At 57.3% G+C, this 16,999-nt stretch carries 14 protein-coding genes; 10 read left to right on the top strand and 4 right to left on the bottom strand.

Annotated features, from left to right (window positions below; genetic code table 11):
- Positions 1-158 precede the first annotated feature (158 nt).
- From HMPREF3036_RS11055 to HMPREF3036_RS11030, 6 genes are all read left to right on the top strand, one after another.
- The gene (locus HMPREF3036_RS11055) at positions 159-1,322 is read left to right on the top strand and encodes an SWIM zinc finger family protein (protein ID WP_062334534.1); all 1,164 of its coding nucleotides are present in this window, start codon (positions 159-161) and stop codon (positions 1,320-1,322) included.
- Positions 1,285-2,085: a hypothetical protein gene (locus HMPREF3036_RS12180; protein WP_197457987.1), complete on the top strand. Its 801-nt coding sequence runs from the start codon at positions 1,285-1,287 to the stop codon at positions 2,083-2,085. Before HMPREF3036_RS11055 ends, HMPREF3036_RS12180 begins: the two co-directional genes overlap by 38 nt.
- Positions 2,003-3,994 carry a DEAD/DEAH box helicase gene (locus HMPREF3036_RS11045; protein WP_197457986.1) on the top strand — a complete coding sequence of 664 codons (1,992 nt, stop codon included), beginning with the start codon at positions 2,003-2,005 and terminating at the stop codon, positions 3,992-3,994. Before HMPREF3036_RS12180 ends, HMPREF3036_RS11045 begins: the two co-directional genes overlap by 83 nt.
- Positions 3,995-4,226: 232 nt before the next feature.
- Complete coding sequence (locus tag HMPREF3036_RS11040) at positions 4,227-5,240, top strand: cache domain-containing protein (protein ID WP_062334526.1); 1,014 nt, start codon at positions 4,227-4,229, stop codon at positions 5,238-5,240.
- On the top strand, positions 5,233-6,831 hold the full coding sequence (locus tag HMPREF3036_RS11035) for a sensor histidine kinase (protein WP_156469827.1): 1,599 nt from the start codon (positions 5,233-5,235) through the stop codon (positions 6,829-6,831). Before HMPREF3036_RS11040 ends, HMPREF3036_RS11035 begins: the two co-directional genes overlap by 8 nt.
- Before the next feature lie 24 nt (positions 6,832-6,855).
- Positions 6,856-7,590, top strand: a complete 735-nt coding sequence (locus tag HMPREF3036_RS11030; RefSeq protein WP_062334521.1) for a response regulator transcription factor — start codon at positions 6,856-6,858, stop codon at positions 7,588-7,590.
- 148 nt (positions 7,591-7,738) lie between these two features.
- Here the strand turns inward: HMPREF3036_RS11030 and HMPREF3036_RS11025 are convergent, their stop codons facing one another.
- The 3 genes from HMPREF3036_RS11025 to HMPREF3036_RS11015 all read right to left on the bottom strand — a co-directional run bounded on the left by HMPREF3036_RS11025 (position 7,739) and on the right by HMPREF3036_RS11015 (position 11,357).
- Positions 7,739-8,731, bottom strand: a complete 993-nt coding sequence (locus tag HMPREF3036_RS11025; RefSeq protein ID WP_062334519.1) for an asparaginase — start codon at positions 8,729-8,731, stop codon at positions 7,739-7,741.
- Between the two features lie 17 nt (positions 8,732-8,748).
- Positions 8,749-9,999: a hypothetical protein gene (locus HMPREF3036_RS11020; RefSeq protein WP_062334516.1), complete on the bottom strand. Its 1,251-nt coding sequence runs from the start codon at positions 9,997-9,999 to the stop codon at positions 8,749-8,751.
- 77 nt (positions 10,000-10,076) lie between these two features.
- Complete coding sequence (locus HMPREF3036_RS11015) at positions 10,077-11,357, bottom strand: hypothetical protein (protein WP_062334513.1); 1,281 nt, start codon at positions 11,355-11,357, stop codon at positions 10,077-10,079.
- Between the two features lie 433 nt (positions 11,358-11,790).
- On the opposite strand from HMPREF3036_RS11015, the gene HMPREF3036_RS11005 reads away from it, so the two are divergent.
- The 4 genes from HMPREF3036_RS11005 (at position 11,791) to HMPREF3036_RS10990 (ending at position 16,640) form a co-directional block, all read left to right on the top strand.
- Positions 11,791-13,881 carry a PAS domain-containing sensor histidine kinase gene (locus HMPREF3036_RS11005; RefSeq protein WP_231853636.1) on the top strand — a complete coding sequence of 697 codons (2,091 nt, stop codon included), beginning with the start codon at positions 11,791-11,793 and terminating at the stop codon, positions 13,879-13,881.
- Positions 13,878-14,606, top strand: coding sequence for a response regulator transcription factor (locus HMPREF3036_RS11000; protein ID WP_062334504.1), 729 nt, complete (start codon positions 13,878-13,880; stop codon positions 14,604-14,606). Before HMPREF3036_RS11005 ends, HMPREF3036_RS11000 begins: the two co-directional genes overlap by 4 nt.
- A gap of 109 nt (positions 14,607-14,715) precedes the next feature.
- Complete coding sequence (locus HMPREF3036_RS10995) at positions 14,716-16,233, top strand: FAD-dependent oxidoreductase (protein WP_062334501.1); 1,518 nt, start codon at positions 14,716-14,718, stop codon at positions 16,231-16,233.
- Positions 16,234-16,247: 14 nt separating this feature from the next.
- Positions 16,248-16,640, top strand: coding sequence for a cytochrome c3 family protein (locus HMPREF3036_RS10990; protein ID WP_062334498.1), 393 nt, complete (start codon positions 16,248-16,250; stop codon positions 16,638-16,640).
- Between the two features lie 127 nt (positions 16,641-16,767).
- Here the strand turns inward: HMPREF3036_RS10990 and HMPREF3036_RS12390 are convergent.
- The coding region (locus HMPREF3036_RS12390) for a hypothetical protein (RefSeq protein ID WP_231853634.1) at positions 16,768-16,999 on the bottom strand (232 nt) is incomplete at its 5' end.

Raw genomic sequence — 16,999 nt, 5'->3', positions numbered from 1 at the left:
CAAGACGGGCGGAACCATTGGCGGCGTGAAGGTCCACGCCAAGTTCCAGATCGTGAGTGAGGACGGCTTCCTCTTCATCGAGGGCCAATGCGGATGCCATCATGCATGTCAAGTTTCGGCTATAGTGCGCTTGTCAGATATTTCGGCTGGGAGACACGATGGCCAGCAACGAATATGGGACGACCTGGTGGGGGCGTCGCTGGCTCAATGCACTTTCGGGCATCGACTACGAAAACCGCATTCCGCGCGGCAGGGATTATGCCGATGCCGGCAAGGTGCGCTCGCTTCGCATCGATGAAGGAAAGGGCGAGGTCAAGGCACGCGTCACGGGACACTACGATCCATTCTATGGCGTCAAGATCACGCTGCCGCCGATTGACAAGTCGGACGTGGCGCGTCTTGTTGACCGTCTCGCCGAATCTCCTCTCATCGTGGCGCGCCTCGCCGCGAGAGAACTGAGTCCCGAAATTGCCGACATTGCCGAGTCGCTCGGCATTCGCATTTCCCCGACGAGCTGGAAGGATCTGGAGATGTCGTGCACGTGTCCGGATTGGGCGGTGCCGTGCAAGCACATTGCAGCCGCCATCTACAAACTGAGCGAAGAAATTGATGCCAATCCCTTCCTGCTCTTTACGTTGCGTGGCATCGACCTGATTGCCGAAATGGAAAGCCGCGGCGTCGAGCTCGAAAAGGCGGTTGAGGCCGAGATGCCGTCCTGGGACGATCTGATCCGGGGACTCGACGAACGAAGCTTCGTCACTGACCTGCATCCGGATGGAGAATCGGATGCCGGCTGGCTCGAAGATCTGCGAAAGCAAACCTTCCGCACGTTCAAGGTTGACGGTGAGAAGATTCGCAACCTTTTTGCCGAGCATCCGGCGGGCTACATCCACGGCGACCTTCGTGCGCTTACGGGACGTATCGTGAGCGAAGCAGGGAATCTCGTTGCACATCAGATGCGTACCGTCATCGAACGCACGATTCCCGAGTATGACGAGGCTCGGCCGCTCATCGCGATCAATACTTGGGGGCAGCCTGTTGTGGACGAATCGCTCTTCTGGCGCGAACGGCGTGAGAGCGGCCGCTTCATGCACCAGGAGCTTCGCGGACCGAGTGCGTCGGATCCGGTCGGACGAGGCCTGCACAATATGTTTTCGGGCTTCATCACGCATCAGAAGCTTTCTGAAGCGCCGCGCGAGCTGGAGGCTCTCTACGATGTCTGGCTCATCGCCGGTCGTCTCGTCGAGGCGGGCGCGGTCGTGCCGCAGATCTACAGACCGATGGATGACATCTTCGCCGTGCGTTGCCGTCATGGACGATGAAGTGAAGGCGGTCACCGAAGCCGTCGGCGCAGCCTTCTCGCACGTCGGTCCGGAGTTCCTTCGCATTTCGAAGGCGCCTGTTGCGATGCATCCGCTGCTTCTTGGCGAAATCGTGCTCGAACTCTTCATCCAGAGCTACATCGTCGCCGCATGGCGCACCCATGTCGACGAAACGGGTGACGCCGTTCCCGAGCATCACGCGCTCTTCGGGTGCGAACCCGTCGACTGTGACGGTGATTTCGCCTTGAAGGCGGTCGGGATGCGCCTTGAAGGCTGGGTCGCGCCCGTCTTTCTCAAGACCGAGTCGCACCGCGTCAAGGGGATCGTCATCGTGCATGACTGGGTTGCGGCAGCGACAGCCGCAAAGCGCGAGGGCGGTGACGATGTTGGCGCGCGGGCAGGAGGCGCGGCTTTGGCCGCGATGTTCGGTGCGTGTGAGGCACAACCTGAACCTGTACCGCTCGAGTGCCCGACGTTCATTCCGTATGAGGGGGTGGACGAGGCAGAAGAGCCGCGCTACGACGAAGCGATTCCCGAAGACGTGGAGATGCCGGACTTTGACCCGCACCAGGCAGTCGCCATCGAAATGCGATTCTCGGTTGACAGCGGTGGTGCGCAGGAGAGCGTTGGACTCGCGGACATTCTCGATCTGCCGCAGCACAAGGGACTGCCTGAAGCTTATGTCACGGCTTTCAGGCTACTGTCCGGAGCTCACGGAGCTTCTCAAAAACCGCGCCTCGACGACGGTTGTGCCGCTCGATGAGCTGGCGGACCTCCTTTTCAAGGCAATCCCGACGCTCAATCTACTCGGCGTGCAGACCATTTTGCCGAGAACGCTCCGGAACCTCTTGCGCCCTCAGGCGACGCTCGATCTGGATATGAAGGAGAATGTCTTCGAAAGTCGAGATCTTTTCGACATCGTCGATGCGATGACGTTCGACTGGCGTCTGGCGGCGGGCAAGTACACGATGTCGGAAGAAGAGTTCGAGTGGCTCTCCGAGCAGGCAGGGCGCATCGTGCGCTTTCGCGATGCGTACATGTACGTCGACAAGCGGCTCCTGAGTTCCATTCGCCGCGAACTTCACGGTCAGCGCAAGCTCACGAAGGCCGAGCTCATCCGCGCTGCGCTCTCGGGCGGCATCCGCGCCAACGGCGTGCGTTTGAGTGCACGCCTGCAGGCGGCTTTCGACAGGCTTTTTGCCGAAAAGACGTTCGATGTGCCCGATACGATCCAGGCGACGTTGCGTCCCTATCAGGTGCGAGGCTATTCCTGGCTCATGCGCAATCTGCGCGCGGGCATGGGGGCCATCATCGCCGACGACATGGGCCTCGGCAAGACGCTTCAAGTCATCACGGTGCTCGAAAAGCTGCGCCTCGACGGCGAGTTGGATGTCAAGCAGGTGCTCGTCGTCGTGCCGACCACGCTGCTCGCAAACTGGAAGCGTGAGATCGCGAGGTTTGCACCGAACTTGACGGTATCGCTCTTCTACGGCCCCAAGCGTGATCTGGCGGAGGCGATGGGGGACGTTGTGCTCACGACCTACGGCAGCCTTCGCGGCTCGATGAAGGCGCTCGAGCACAAGCATTTCCGCCTTGTTGTCATCGACGAAGCGCAGGCGATCAAGAATTACAAGACGGCCGCTTTCAGGCATGTCCGCGAGCTCAAGACAGAAGGCTTCATCGCCATGTCGGGCACGCCCGTCGAGAACGGTCTGATGGAATTCTGGTCGATCATGGAGGCGTCGAACCCGGGCATTCTTGGTTCGAGCACATCCTTCAGGCAGGACTATGTGTATCCGATCGAAAACGACCACGATGCCGTCACCGCCGATCGGTTCAAGCTCATAACGGCCCCCTTCATGATGCGCCGCCTCAAGACCGACAAGTCCATCATCGACGATCTGCCCGAAAAGGTTTCCATCGATGAGTACTGCACGCTCACGAAGGAGCTGGTTGCGCTCTACAACGAGGTGGTCAAGCGTTCCATGCGTCTTGTGGAGGCCAGCAAGGACACCTTCATGCGCCATTCGCTGGTGCTGCAGATGATCATGCAGCTCAAGCAGATCTGCAATTCGCCTGCGCTCTTCGAACCTGCGGGCGGCTTCGAGGATCCGAGGCTTTCCGGCAAAATGTGCCGCCTCTTCGACATTCTTGAGGAAATGCAGGCCGCCGGCCGCAAGGTGCTCGTCTTCACGCAGTTTGCACAGATGGGCATGCTCCTTCAGGAATGGATTGCCAACGAAACGGGTCGTCGCCCGCAGTTCATCCACGGCGGCCTCAAGCCGAATGCGCGCCAGACAATGGTGGACCGATTCCAGAATCGACGCGATGAAAACGTCATGGTGCTGACGCTCAAGGCGGCGGGTTCGGGTCTCAACCTGACGGCTGCGTCCGTCGTCATTCACTACGACCTCTGGTGGAACGCCGCCGTCGAAACTCAGGCCACGGACCGCGCCTACCGCATCGGACAACAGTCGACCGTCAATGTCTACCGCTTCATTTCGGCCAATACCTTCGAGGAGAAGATCAACCAGATCATCGAAGAGAAGAAGCGCCTCACCGAAATGACGGTCGCAACCGGGGAAAGCTGGATCGGGGACCTCTCGAACGAGGAGCTCGCCCACGTCTTCAACATGGCCGTCGACGAAGAGGACGAAGAGCACTTTGCCTGACTGCTTTCCTCAAGGGAGGTGTAGGAAGAACTTTCACGACCAGATCTGGAGAATCGGACAGGGGGCAGTGCGACTCTCGGAGGGCATTTTCGGGTGTTGGTCCGAGACGGGCGCTTTCTAGGGCATGGGAAAACTGTATTGAAAACCTTTGTGGGACGGGCTAAGGTTGTGGGTACTCCAATCCCGAGCGCACCCCGTCCGACTCTATGACCGGACAAAAAGCGACACCACCATGAACGTTCTTGACGTCGTTTTCCAATACTTTGAGCACAGGATTCCACCCTCGAGTCCCAATCCCGAGGAAGACGTGTACAACATGCGGTACAGGAACCGCTATTTTTCGCTCTTCCCTGAGGACCTCAACAAGGACTACAACCCCTACGACTTCATCGAGGAGCCTGTAGAGCCTCGAAGCTTTCGAAAAATTCTGACGGGGTTGATCGGTTGGACGGTCATTATTCCGTTTATCCTGTTCCTTCTCTTGTATCAAAAAAACATCGAAACCCTGTCGTCTCTAGTCGTGGACCGACAGTCACTTTCGACGCTGGTCATCAAGACAAAGCTCGATTCAGCTGATGGGGAACTGCACAATCGGGCGATCAAGGCAATCAATGAGTATCTCACCACTTCTTATGTGGAGGGTGGGTTGACTCTCGCAGGTGCGAGCGAGATCTATCGGACAGTTCAGTCTGACCTGCTCGATGCGCACGTGCGGATCAAGGATTTCAATACGGGTAAAACCTACAGTTTCGGTCAGCCCCCTACGGATGAAAAGCCATATGTCACGCTTGTTCCCTTTGACGCTACAGGGCTTCAGAAGATCACCATGGAGATCTCCATGCCTGTCAATGTGGTGGCTGCCTCGCTGCAAGAGGCGATGAAGGAAAGTGGGGGAGAGGCTTTTCTTGTCGATGAGAGGGGGAAGGTGCTTTTCGCCACCGATCCGTCACTTGCCATTGAAAACTCGGATTTCGAGCAAATCAAGGCAGGGCTTGCTCATGCCGATCTGCACGTGATGGATGACAAGTTGGCCGACAACAAAAATGGCGTTTTCAGGACAGCTGTCAAACTCAACCAAACCGAGTATTACCTGATTTTTGACCAGTCAAAGGCTGCTAGGAATCTTGAGTTGCAGCACAACCTGATCGTTGGCAGTCTTTTCTTCCTGCTTGCCATCGGCTCTGTCTTTGTCTGTGAGCCGGCCGTTGAGTCGAAGCGTAGGCGAGCTCTCCGATGCCGTGGGTGATTTTCCGAGGACAGGGAAGGTTGAGGTGGCGATGTCTTCGGACGCACCAACAGAGCTTCAGGAGCTTGCGGAAAGATTTGAGAAGATGGGGCGGGAGATTGTAGAAACGCAGGAACGTCTTCGTTCGATGAACAAGCTCCTTGAACAGAAGGTGCGCTCCAAAACGGACGCTCTCACGACCCGAAATGCAGAACTGGCCGCCATTCAGAAACTTCTGGCACCGATTGACACGTCACTGGTACATCTGACTGATGAGACGGTTGCGCGCTTCAAGCAGCTTCTCAGGCTTTCTTCTCTGGTGTTTAGGACGTCCGCGAGCCTTCAGGAAGGGAACGAGGGGCCGGATCTTCCGTCAGGTGCGGCTTTTGTGCAGGTTCGTTACGGGAACAAAATCTACGGTTGGCTGGAGACCGATGCGGAGGAGTTGAAAAAACGGGAGGTGCGTGACAGCCTGGAACTTTTGGCAAATTCGCTTGCCGTTCAGCTCAATAATCATCATCTGCTCGTGTCAACGGTGCAGCAACACCAGCTTCTAGAGGAGCTGTTCTCGTCAATGAATGAAGGCGTGCTTCTCATGGATTCCAATGGGGTGCTGGTTCGTTTCAACGCCTATCTCGAGGAGCGCATGGCCAGAGATGGGATTGCTCTCAAGCCTGGATGTCTGGTAAGTGCTGCGTTGCGGCAGGCCTTTGAAATTCGTGAAAAACATCAGGACGGCTTCTCGCCTGCACCGATTGCCAAAAAGTTCGAGGATGGTCGCACTTATGAGCTGGTACCAGTCAAGGGTGCCAAGGATGATGAAGGGGGCCGGGTCTATCACGCAACGGCCTTCAGCGTCGTGTCTACCAATCCCGATGCGGGGGCGCCTGATATTGGGTTGTTGGTGAGGGATGTTTCTGCTGACGCGGAGGTTGAGCGCCTCAAGGATCAGCTCATATCGATCGTGGCTCATGAGCTCAAGACTCCCATCACAGCTCTTCGCCTTCAGGCCGAAACGCTGGCCACTCAGATCGGACTGGAGGATGAGGAGCGTGATCAGATCCTTGCGGACATGCAGGAGGAAAGCTTCAGACTGCGCAGGCTTGTCGATGACTGGCTCGATCTGACAAGATTCCGTGATGGACACATCTCGCTCATGCCCAAGATCATGCATATTGCAACACCGATCGACAAGGCGGCAAAGCTTGTCACGGCAAGATTTGAGCTCAAGGTGACGCGTACCATCGATCCTGAGGCTGAGTGTTTCAAATTCGATCCCGAACGTATCACTCAGGTCTTCATCAATCTTTTCAGCAATGCCGCTCGTTATTTCCGCGAAGGTGTTCCCCCAGTCGTTCACGTTGACGTGCGCAGGGATGGCGACAAGGTGCGGATTCGAGTGCAGGACAACGGGATCGGCATTCCGAAGGATAAGGCCACCTATGTCTTCGAGCGCTTCTATCAAGCCGACATGACCATCGCGCGACAGAGAGGCGGAACAGGTCTCGGGCTGGCGATCGTCAAGGGCATTGTCATGGCGCATCAGGGTACTATTTCACTCGACAGTGAGCTTGGATGCGGAACCTGTTTCACCATCGAGCTGCCGTACTAACCTAAAAAGGACAGAATTTGGAAAATGGATACCTCAGCCCCCTCACTCATTTTGATTGTCGATGATGAAACCAAGATTCGCCGCATCGTGGCCTCGAATCTGGAGCGTGCCGGCTATGACGTAATCTCTGCGGCGGATGGCATGCACGCGCTTGAAATTTTTGAGTTGCAATCTCCGAAGCCCGCTCTTGTGCTGATGGACGTGATGATGCCTGAAATGGACGGCTTCGAATGTGCTTGTCGAATTCGAGAGCTGGGTGAAACGCCGATCATCTTCATGACAGCTAAGACCGATTCGAACTCAAAGCTCAAGGGCTTCAATCTTGGGGCTGACGACTATGTCTGCAAGCCCTTCTCGATGGAGGAGCTTCTGGCGCGCATCAAGGCGGTTCTGAGACGTACGCAGGCGAAGAACACCCCGTCAGAATCCGAGTTCACGTGGCTCGTCAACGGGCCAATCCGGATCTGCATTGAAAAGCGTCAGTGCATTTTCAATGGTCGGGAAGTGCATCTCGGCGACATTGAGTTCAGGCTCTTGTCACTCTTCGTTAAGGATCCCGGCGTGCTCCATGAACACAATGAGCTTCTCAACAAAGTGTGGGGTGCCAATGCATTGGGTGAGGTTCAGTATCTGCGCGTGGCCTGTGCCCGCCTGAGAAGAAAGTTTGAGGATGCCGGTCTTGAGGGGGGAATCATTTCGGCGTATTCAGGTGTTGGGTACGTCATGAGGGATCTGAGGGATGAGGATCAGGAGGTCTGATAGGCACTGTAAAAAGAAGAGAAAGGCGGCAGAACTGCTCAGTTAAGCGTTCCTGCCGCCTTTTGCACATAAAAAACGGACGGCCGTTGCGCGCTTGTCAGCGGTCGGCCGTCTCAAAGGGGACTTCATCAGTTCCCCAGACTGCGAATCAGATGTCGAAGATTTCCTCAAGCTTGTCGCGGTTGGTTGCGTATTCAGGGTGTTCGGAAAGAACGACCATGAGCTTCAAACGGGCTTTGGCGGCGGAAATTTCTCCTGCAGCAGCGATGCCGACACGGCGGCTGTCAGTGACGGAGCCGGGATATCCGTAAACGTCAAGAACTCGGCCACCTGGGGTTCTAGTCGTCAGGATGACGGCAACTCCCTTCTTGACGGCCTCTTCCACGCCAGGAATCATCGGAGGCGGAAGGTTGCCGCGTCCGAAGCCTTCAAGGACGATGCCCTTGCAACCACGGGCAACGGCGAAGTCGATGTATTCGCGATCGGAGCCCGTCATGGCCTTGATGAGGTCCACTCGGGCGGTCAGGGCTTCAGGATGGAAGCGCTTGACGCCAAGCGTCTTGCGACGGAAGACGATCTTGTCGAGGTCAACGTAGCCGACAGGGCCCCACCAGGGCGACTGGAACGTGGCGGGATTGGCGGAATGAGTCTTCGTCACTTCGCCCGGAGCATGGAGCGTTTCATTGAGGCAGACAAGGACGCCCATACCGACAGCTTCTTCTGAGGCGGCAGTCTTGACGGAGCAGTATATGTTCCAGGGACCGTCAGGACTGGTGTCGCCTGCGCCGCGCATGGCGGCGGTCGTAACGATGGGCTTTTCGCTGATCTTCGTAATGTCGAGGAAGTAAGAGGTCTCCTCCAACGTGTCAGTGCCGTGAGTGACGACAACACCCGTCACGTCTTCGCGGGCAAGAAATTCCTCGCACTTGAGGTGGAGGCGCCACATGTCGTCGGGCGTCATGCCAGGAGAGGCGATGTTGGAAAACTGGCAGAACTCGAGCTGAGCAAGCTTGTCGATGCCAGGGACGGCGGCGGCAAGGTCTTCGCCCGAGCAGGCGGGGATGAGACCCTGACTCGCTTCATCGTACTTCATGGCAATGGTGCCGCCAGTAGCGACGACGATGACTTTCTTCTGTTGCATGGCAATTCTCCAGAGATTCAAAGGGTGAATTCAACGAGCGCTTGAGACTGTTCATGGTAGCGCTTCTGAATTCGGTCAATGACTTCACAAGCTTCGGGGAGGTGTTTGGAAAGATCTTCCGCAGCTGCAAGAACCATGTCGGCAAACCTGCCTGCATCGGCCTCGGACAGAACGGGAATGACATCCTCCTCGAGTTGGGTGTGTGGAATGAAGAGGCTCAGGCAGGCGCAGGTGCCGGGGATCATGCCTACGCCGCCCATGACCTGATGCACATCTTCGGACATGAAGGTGATGCCGCCGAGCTCCTGACTGCAGAATTCGTTGAGTTCCGCAGCAATACGAACCTTTTCAACGGCCGTTTTGGCGTCGCGCAAAGCTTTGCCGAGACGAATGACATTTTCGCCTTGAGAGTTGCCGAGCTTGCGCATTGCGTCAGCACTGCGGGCAAGAAGGTTGTCGAGATAGAGGTTGGGATAGTCGAGCTTGGCTGCGGCTGCAACGTAACTTTGTGCGACGACGACGTTGTCGTCATCAGGATATGCGCGAATAAGGAAGGTGGGGCGACTGATCAAGGATGAGGCTGGATCGGCGCAAACCTTGCCTTCGATGAGAAGCGTGGGCATGGTAGCGAGCCCGAGCTTGTCCATGAGAGCCTTTTTGGGGCCCAGATTGACGTTGCCCTCGACATCCTCATTTGGTCCAAGTCCTCCTTCACTGGCGTTGACGACCGCCAGAACTGAGGCCACGACGCCGTTGATGCGGATCTTGGTGCCCAGAATGCGACCGCAGTTGCCAGTCACGCCTTCGTCAGCGACGAGGACTTGATCAGGGAAGTTGACTTTGAAACTGTTGAGCGCGGCAAGAGCGATGGCAGTCTGTAGTGCGACGGGTACTTCCATGGCGCCCTGTCCGTAGATGCGGCCGAAGGCTGTTGAGGCAAGAGCCTGTGTGCAGATTGCCTGTCGGCCAACTACAAACTGGGCAAGACGGGCCTCGGCGGTCGTAATGCCGCGACGGGCCGCTGCGCTCCCCTTGCCGCCCGAAGCCGTTTCAACTTCAAAGCGGCCCTTTCGACCTGTATGAACGGTTACGCGGGTGATCGTCAAGTCCAGTCCTGTGGTGCGCTGCAGGAGCGCGAGAACGGCGGCAAGGCCGCCTGAGTCATCCTGGACGAAACCGCAATGGCTGTGGGCGTGGCCGCAACCCGCGTGACCGGAAATGCCGATCACGGCTGTCACATCAAGTGATCTGACCAGTTCAAGCGTCATTTGGCTGTTCCTCGATGGCGTTGATTAAACAACAAGAGCGGGAAGTTCGGGGAAGAACTTCCCGCCCTTTGTCTACATTAGAGGAGGTTGAGGCAGAAGGTGATCAGGAAAGCCACCAGGCAACCGAAGAGAATCGACGGACGCTGGAAGGCGTTTGCTCCTTTGAGGTCGCTGCCCGGGATGACCGGAATGACCGTGGCAAGAGCGGCAACTGGACCGCCCGTCAGGAAGTACTGGATAAGGGAGGCGCCCGAAGCGGCAGCAAAGGCGGCTGCAAACGGATCGGCGCCGGCCTGTAGGGTGACCTGAAGGAACGGGACCAGAACGGCGACGGATGCAGCGTAGGACTGCGTCATGAAGCCCGTAAGGAAGGCGACGCCGAAAAGGACGAGAACCGGAGAGATGCTCATGACCGGAGAAACGAGCGTGGACATCGTGTTGACCATGCCGATTTCGCGGATGACGGTGGACATGAACAGGAAGCCGATCGTGGCGACGAGCGGAGTGGCGATGAGGGACACGCCCTTCATCATGGCGGCTTCAGCTTCCTTCGGTTTGGAGTGCGCAAGGATCATCGTGGCCATGGCAGAGGCGAGGCCAACGAGGAAGATCGGCATGCCGGCGATGAAGCCGACGACGAGGACGATGAACGGGAAGAAGGCCTTCCAGGAAGTCGTCGAATATTCGCGGGATTCGATTTCCTTGAGAATGCGTTCTTTTTCGGCGGCGTCAATCTTGACGCCTCGGCGCTTCATGTCGATCGTGATGCGGATGGCGGACATCACGAAGATGGAACCTGCCGCGATGAGACCAAGGACATTGAAGAGGCCGTAGCCGATGCCTGCGGTCGCAAGAATGGCGACCTGAGTCGGGTGCGTGAAGCCGGCAAGGTTGCCGATGTGGCCTGCGTGGGCGATGATACCGGCGGACTGATTTGGCTTGACGCCAAGGCGGACGGCGGCCGGACCAGTAATGACAGCGGTGATCACGGGCTGCGTGAAGCCGGTGAGAGCGCCGATAACACCAGCAGCGACGCCGCCGGCAGCGCCGACACCAACGCCACCGCCAATCTTGTTGCCGACACGGACGATGTCGCGAATGATGACGTCAAGGAAACCCGTGGCCTGCATAATGCCGATGAAGAGCAGAATGCCGGTCATGTCGGCAATCACCGGGTTGAGACCCGAGACGATCATCTTGGTGACGGTCATGCCCTGACCACCCGCAAGCGGAAAACCGGCCACGATGGCAGAAATGGCCGCACCCGTAATGGCGGTCATGTAAATGGGCGTGCGGCCCGTAATCATCAATATGAGCGTTGCCAGCATTATGAGCTGGGCTATGGTCTGAAGAGTCATATGCGGTAACTCCTGATTGGTTGGATGTTTCAGTCATCCCTTGATTTCAAAGTGGTTCAGTTCAGGGGATGCATAGCAGTAGATGAGGCCGAAGCCGAACATCACACTCATAAGCCTAAAAAAGAAACATTGCGGCAAAATAAAACATCCGATCCTTCGTGCCGAAAAAAGTTGCCAAAAGATTGCAGGTGTAGAAATGCTGTGGCACATAGGGAAAAAGCGTTCACTTGACTATGGGGTTAACCCAGAGCAGAGCGAATAGTGGGAGACGTACGGAAGGGGAATTTAGGCATGGATTCCAGCCTCTACGATGGATGCAGATGCATTCTGGAGGAATAGACGGGATAATCCATCTCAAGGTCTAGAACGCGCCGGCCACGGCGCCGTTGGCGCTCCTCCTTCGGCATGGCCGTTGACATCCATCTTTTTGAACATGAAGTTTCGCACCTACATCATCGTTGCGCTTTCAGCAACGGCTTTCGTTCCCTTCGTCGCCTGGAGCGTGCTGCATCTGGGCGATATGGAAAGACGTATTGCAGAAGCCGATCTGGAGCAACATTCCGCCACGGTCGATGCGGCTGCTCTGGTTGAGGAGCGTCTCCAAGGCATCAATGCAGTTGTGGAGCTCGCTGATCGCACGCTCGCACATTCGGCCCTGAAGAAAGGAGGAGATCTCAATCTGCTTTTGCAGGACATCGTCGAATCTCATCCGTTCATCAAGAATCTGCACGTTGACCATCGAACTGCGGACGGCATAAGGGTCGAGGCCTTCTTTCCGTCCGTCTCGGTCGACGGGGAGCTGCGCCGTGGTCAGAACCATGACAACCGTTGGCATGCGGTTCTCATTCGCGCGCCCGAAGGGGCGGGGACTCTATATTCTCCCGTGCTTCTGAGCTCGGAAAGGATGCCTGAACCCCTGATGACCTTCGGTCGTCGCATGACGGGGCTTCCCGAGCACATATTGTCGGGGGCACTTGCGTGCTCACCTGTCTTTGAGGACATACGCCGGAACCTCGAATCTCGCGGGCTTGCCTTCGCACTTCTTGACGAAAGGAAACAGTACGTATGGCCGCTCGACAGGAGTCGGATTACGCGATGGGAGGCGTCCCTTGAGAGCGGAACAGTGGTGGATGCGGCTGCAGGTCCCGTATACATGACGAGCCAGAAGCTTCATGCGGGGCTTCCGCAATGGACGGTCGTGGTTACTCGCCCCGAGAAGAGCAGGATGATGGTCCGTACGAACCTCGAGGTGAGGATGGCTTTTCTGGCGCTTGGCGTACTGCTCCTGACGTCGGCGGCAGGCTGGCTTGCATGTTGGCCGCTTTCAAACGCTCTTCGGAAGCTCAGGGGAGACATTGATGAGGACTACGGGGACGACAGGAACACGATTGAGCAGGGACCTGAGGAACTTCGCGAAGTGCAGGCCGCATATCGCGAGCTGCGCAAGAGACTGCATGCAAGGCAGGTTTCTCTGGAGGAGAAGAATGTCCATCTGGCGAGCACGGTTGTAAGGCGTGAATCGGAGCTCGATGCTCAGGAGCGTCTCTTCAGGGAGGTTTTCGAGGACATGAAGGACGGGATCGTTCTTCTCGACCCTCAGTGGCGGCCGCAACTTGAAAACACCTCCGCGGCCTCGATGATGCCCGGGTCTTTCAAGCATGAGATGCTGGCTTTCTGTCGCAGACAGTTTGAGGCGGGGGAACAGGATGTCGCCGTCTACGAGGCGGAGCTTGACGGCGCAATGAAGGCGTGGGAATGCCGGACCTTTCCCTTCAGGGCGGGGCGTGCGCCTTTTGCCGAGGGTTTCTGCGTCATCTGTCGGGACGTCACGGAGCGTCAGGAGGTGGAGCGCATGAAGAATGATCTCATCAGCATTGTCGCTCATGAACTCAAGACGCCTGTGACGGCCTGCAGGCTTCAGATCGATCTCATGAGAAAGGCCTCGGGGGACACCGAGGAACTCAAGGCGCTCGACTCCGACCTTGATCATCTCAATCACATCGTGAGCGACTGGCTGTCGGCGGCAAAGATTGAGGGCGGAAGCTTTTCCGTTCATCCGAAGGCAACTCAGATCGGACCGCTCATCCGGCGTGCCGTAAGACTTGTCAGAAGCCGACATGAGTTCGACTTTAAAATGAGGGTGGCCGAGGAGGCGGAGTGCCTCAACGTGGATCCCGGCGCCTTCGTGGAGCTTGTGGTCAATCTTGTCACCAACGCCTGTCGATATGTCAGGCCTGGCGAAAGGCCCAACATTTCGTTCGAAGTCGAGGTGGTCCAGCCGTGGGCTGTTATTCGCGTCAAGGATCATGGCATTGGGTTTGATCCGTCGCTTTCCGAGCGTATCTTCGACCGCTTCTATCAGGTGGTGAGCGGACGAAAGCGTCGTACGGGCGGTACGGGCCTCGGACTTGTCATCTGTCGCGCGATCTGCGAAGCTCACGGTGGCTCAATCAAGGCTTCCTGCGCCGATGGCGAAACGTGTTTTACCATTCATCTGCCGCTCCCCAGGAGCATTGAATCATGACCGACAAACCGCTTATTCTTGTTGCCGACGACGAAACCCGCATCCGAAGGCTTGTAGTTGAATCGCTCGAAAACGCCGGCTTTGACGTATGTCAGGCGCAGGACGGACGACAGGCTGTCGATGTCTTCAGGCTTTCTCCTGTGGAACCTGATCTGGTGATTCTCGACCTCATGATGCCTGAAATGGACGGCGAGGAGGCGCTCAAGGCCATTCGGAAGACGAGTGCAGTGCCGGTCCTTATTCTGACGGCCAGAGATTTTCTCTGTGACAAGAGCAAGTGCTTCAATGCGGGAGCAGATGACTATCTCGTCAAGCCGTTTTCCATTCAGGAGCTCGAACTGCGTGTGAGGGCCTTGCTGCGAAGGACGGCGAGGCAGTTCATGGTGCCCCGAGGGCGAACGGTCGTCAACGGTCCTCTGACGCTCAGGTCCGAGGAACATGACGTCCTCTGGCGAGGAACGAGTGTTCCCGTGACGGATCGCGAGTTCAGGCTGCTTGAGAGTCTCGCGTCCCGACCAGGAGCAGTCGTACGCTATGACGAACTGCTGCGCATCGGCTGGGGGCTTGATTCGGATGCCGACATCTCCCATCTTCGAGTGGCCGTGGCCCGAATCCGAAAGAAGCTCGAGAGCATTTCAGTCAATCCCGCCATCATCTCCTCCTTCACCAATGTGGGCTACATGATGGGAGACCTGACCAGTTACGACGAAGATTACGGCGACTGAAAGAGGGGCTGCAATCTTTTTGAAATAATCCTGAGTGGTCGGCAATCATCGGGCAATCTTCGGGACCTACCATGTGAGTCAACTCAGACCACACATGGAGAGTCCGATCATGCAGACCTCAAGACGCAAACTCCTCCTCACGGGCGCGGCCGCCGGTGCGGGACTCACGACATCCGCCTTTGCAAAGGCGGTGCCCCCCAAGTTTGACGAAGTCTACGACGTTGTTGTCGTTGGCTCGGGCATCGCAGGCACGATGGCGGCTCTGGTTGCCGCGAAGAACGGCGCCCAAACCCTTCTCATTGAAAAGCTCAATCGCCTGGGCGGCACGTCCCGCTACAGCGGTCTGGACTTCGCCTGCGTCGGCAGCGACATGCAGAAGGCGGCAGGCATCACCGATACGCCCGAGGCCATGGTGGCCGACATGGCGAAGGTTGCCGCCAATCTCAGCGATCGTGAACGTGCACTCAACATTGCTCGTGAAACGGCCCGCGCTCAGAAGCTCATGCTTGAGCACGGTGTCAAGTGGACGAAGATCCTCAAGCTCGGCGGTCACTCCGAAAAGCGCTGTCTCATTGCCGAAGGCGGCGGCTCCGGCATCCTGCGCAGCCTCTGGGCTTCCTACGAGCGCTATCCGAATCTGAAGGTGAGTCCTGCCACGAAGCTTGACGAGCTCATTCTGGATGAAAAGGGCGGCGTGATCGGCGTCGAGGTGCGCAAGGACTATCTCTTTGACGCTTCGCTTGCCTCCGACGACCGTGAAAACCATTCGGGCACGAAGGTCCGCATCGGTGCCCGTCAGGCCGTCATCATGGCTACTGGTGGCTATGCCCGTGACAAGGAGTTCATGAAGCACGAGGTACCCTTCCTTGAACATACGCTCAACAGTGCCTCGGAAGGTGCCACCTCAGGTGCGCTCAAGTCCATGATCCGAGCGGGTGCTCGACCCGTTCAGCTCTCGCTCTATCGCTTCAGCTTTGCACTTCCCACTGAGGACCTCATTTGGGGCGTTGCGATCGATGCCGCTACGGGCGCTCGCTATGCCAGCGAGGCTCTTGGCCGCAATCCGATTTCGACGGCTTCTCTCTCCGCCATGGCCAAGGGGGGTGCCAAGCCCTACATCATCTGGGATGAAAAGGGCCTGACAAAGTTCCACAACATGGCTCGAGTTGCACGAAGCATGAACGGTCTGAACGGTCGCAACGGCACGATGTACAAGTTCGCGACGCTCGACGAGGTTGCGGCTTTCTACAACACCGATGCCGCCAAGCTCAAGGCCACGATCACCGAATACAACCGCATGATCGCTGCAGGCAAGGATGAAAAGTTCATGAAGCCTCTTGAGCGTTCAGGACGAAAGGTTGAACCGCTTTCCGAAACGGGTCCGTTCTATACCGCCCTGATGATTCCTCGCTGGGACTACTGCCCGGGCGGCATCGCGACCGACACGACGGCTCGTGCCCTGAGGCTGGATGACAGCGAGCCCGTTCCGGGTCTTTTCGTGGTGGGAGAGGCCGCTGGTGGCATTCACGGTGCTGAACGACTTACGGCCTGCTCGATGCCTGACTGCTGCGTTACCGGCATGATTGCCGGCGAAACGGCTGCCAAACTGCAAAAGCGAACCATTTAAGGGAGACAGCAATCATGAACATCTTCAAATCCGCCGCTATCGTGCTGGCGTTGGCTGCCTCTCTTGCCGTCAATGCTCAGCCTACGACCATCAAGCACAAGGGGCTCGAGTGCACGACCTGCCATGTCGACGGCAAGCTTACGCCGCCCGACGCCAAGACTTGCCTTGCGTGCCACCGCGAAGAGTCCATCGTCAAGGCTGGCGAGCGCTTCAACTTCGAGTCCTATTTCAAGGACCCGCGCGACGGATCGGAAATCCGCAAGGAAGTCGCCATCAACCCGCATGACAACTTCCACTACGGCCGTACCGATCAGTGCGTCAACTGCCATCGCGAACATCGTCCGAGCACCGTCACCTGCGAAAAGTGCCACGACATCGAACCTTGGAAGATGAAGGCGCCGCGTTAAGCGTGTTGAGCACCTATAGTGCGACATGAAAACCGCCCGCGTTATGAACAGCGCGGGCGGTTGTTGTTTTATCGACGGCCAGTGTGTCGGGGAGGGCAACTCTTGTCTTTTCCCCTGACCTGTCGGGTCAGGTCAATGCCGCCGATTTTGAGGTCGGGGCGATTAATGGGCGCCAACTGTCCATCAGCTTGAGATTGTGATTGAGCGCCTTGCCTCTGGGCTTCTGGAACGCCAGCTTCTTGGAAAAGACCTCGATGGGCGGCTTGCGCTGCAGGCAGTACGGATGCTGCCATAGGGCATGTCCGCATTGATGGGGTTCGCGCTCCGAACTAGACTTCCTCTGTCTCTTATAATCATCC

The sequence above is a fragment of the Sutterella sp. KLE1602 genome (assembly GCF_001578585.1).
GTDB lineage: Bacteria > Pseudomonadota > Gammaproteobacteria > Burkholderiales > Burkholderiaceae_F > Sutterella > Sutterella wadsworthensis_A.
The sequence above is the reverse complement of the archived record's forward strand: the minus strand, read 5'-3'. Positions and strand labels throughout refer to the sequence as shown.

Bases quoted from the DNA above. Each gene is read 5' to 3' on its own strand.
- HMPREF3036_RS11055 (WP_062334534.1), top strand. From the start codon at position 159: ATGGCCAGCAACGAATATGGGACGACCTGGTGGGGGCGTCGCTGGCTC.
- HMPREF3036_RS12180 (WP_197457987.1), top strand. From the start codon at position 1,285: ATGACATCTTCGCCGTGCGTTGCCGTCATGGACGATGAAGTGAAGGCG.
- HMPREF3036_RS11045 (WP_197457986.1), top strand. From the start codon at position 2,003: ATGTCACGGCTTTCAGGCTACTGTCCGGAGCTCACGGAGCTTCTCAAA.
- HMPREF3036_RS11040 (WP_062334526.1), top strand. From the start codon at position 4,227: ATGAACGTTCTTGACGTCGTTTTCCAATACTTTGAGCACAGGATTCCA.
- HMPREF3036_RS11030 (WP_062334521.1), top strand. From the start codon at position 6,856: ATGGATACCTCAGCCCCCTCACTCATTTTGATTGTCGATGATGAAACC.
- HMPREF3036_RS11025 (WP_062334519.1), bottom strand. From the start codon at position 8,731: ATGCAACAGAAGAAAGTCATCGTCGTCGCTACTGGCGGCACCATTGCC.
- HMPREF3036_RS11020 (WP_062334516.1), bottom strand. From the start codon at position 9,999: ATGACGCTTGAACTGGTCAGATCACTTGATGTGACAGCCGTGATCGGC.
- HMPREF3036_RS11015 (WP_062334513.1), bottom strand. From the start codon at position 11,357: ATGACTCTTCAGACCATAGCCCAGCTCATAATGCTGGCAACGCTCATA.
- HMPREF3036_RS11005 (WP_231853636.1), top strand. From the start codon at position 11,791: ATGAAGTTTCGCACCTACATCATCGTTGCGCTTTCAGCAACGGCTTTC.
- HMPREF3036_RS11000 (WP_062334504.1), top strand. From the start codon at position 13,878: ATGACCGACAAACCGCTTATTCTTGTTGCCGACGACGAAACCCGCATC.
- HMPREF3036_RS10995 (WP_062334501.1), top strand. From the start codon at position 14,716: ATGCAGACCTCAAGACGCAAACTCCTCCTCACGGGCGCGGCCGCCGGT.
- HMPREF3036_RS10990 (WP_062334498.1), top strand. From the start codon at position 16,248: ATGAACATCTTCAAATCCGCCGCTATCGTGCTGGCGTTGGCTGCCTCT.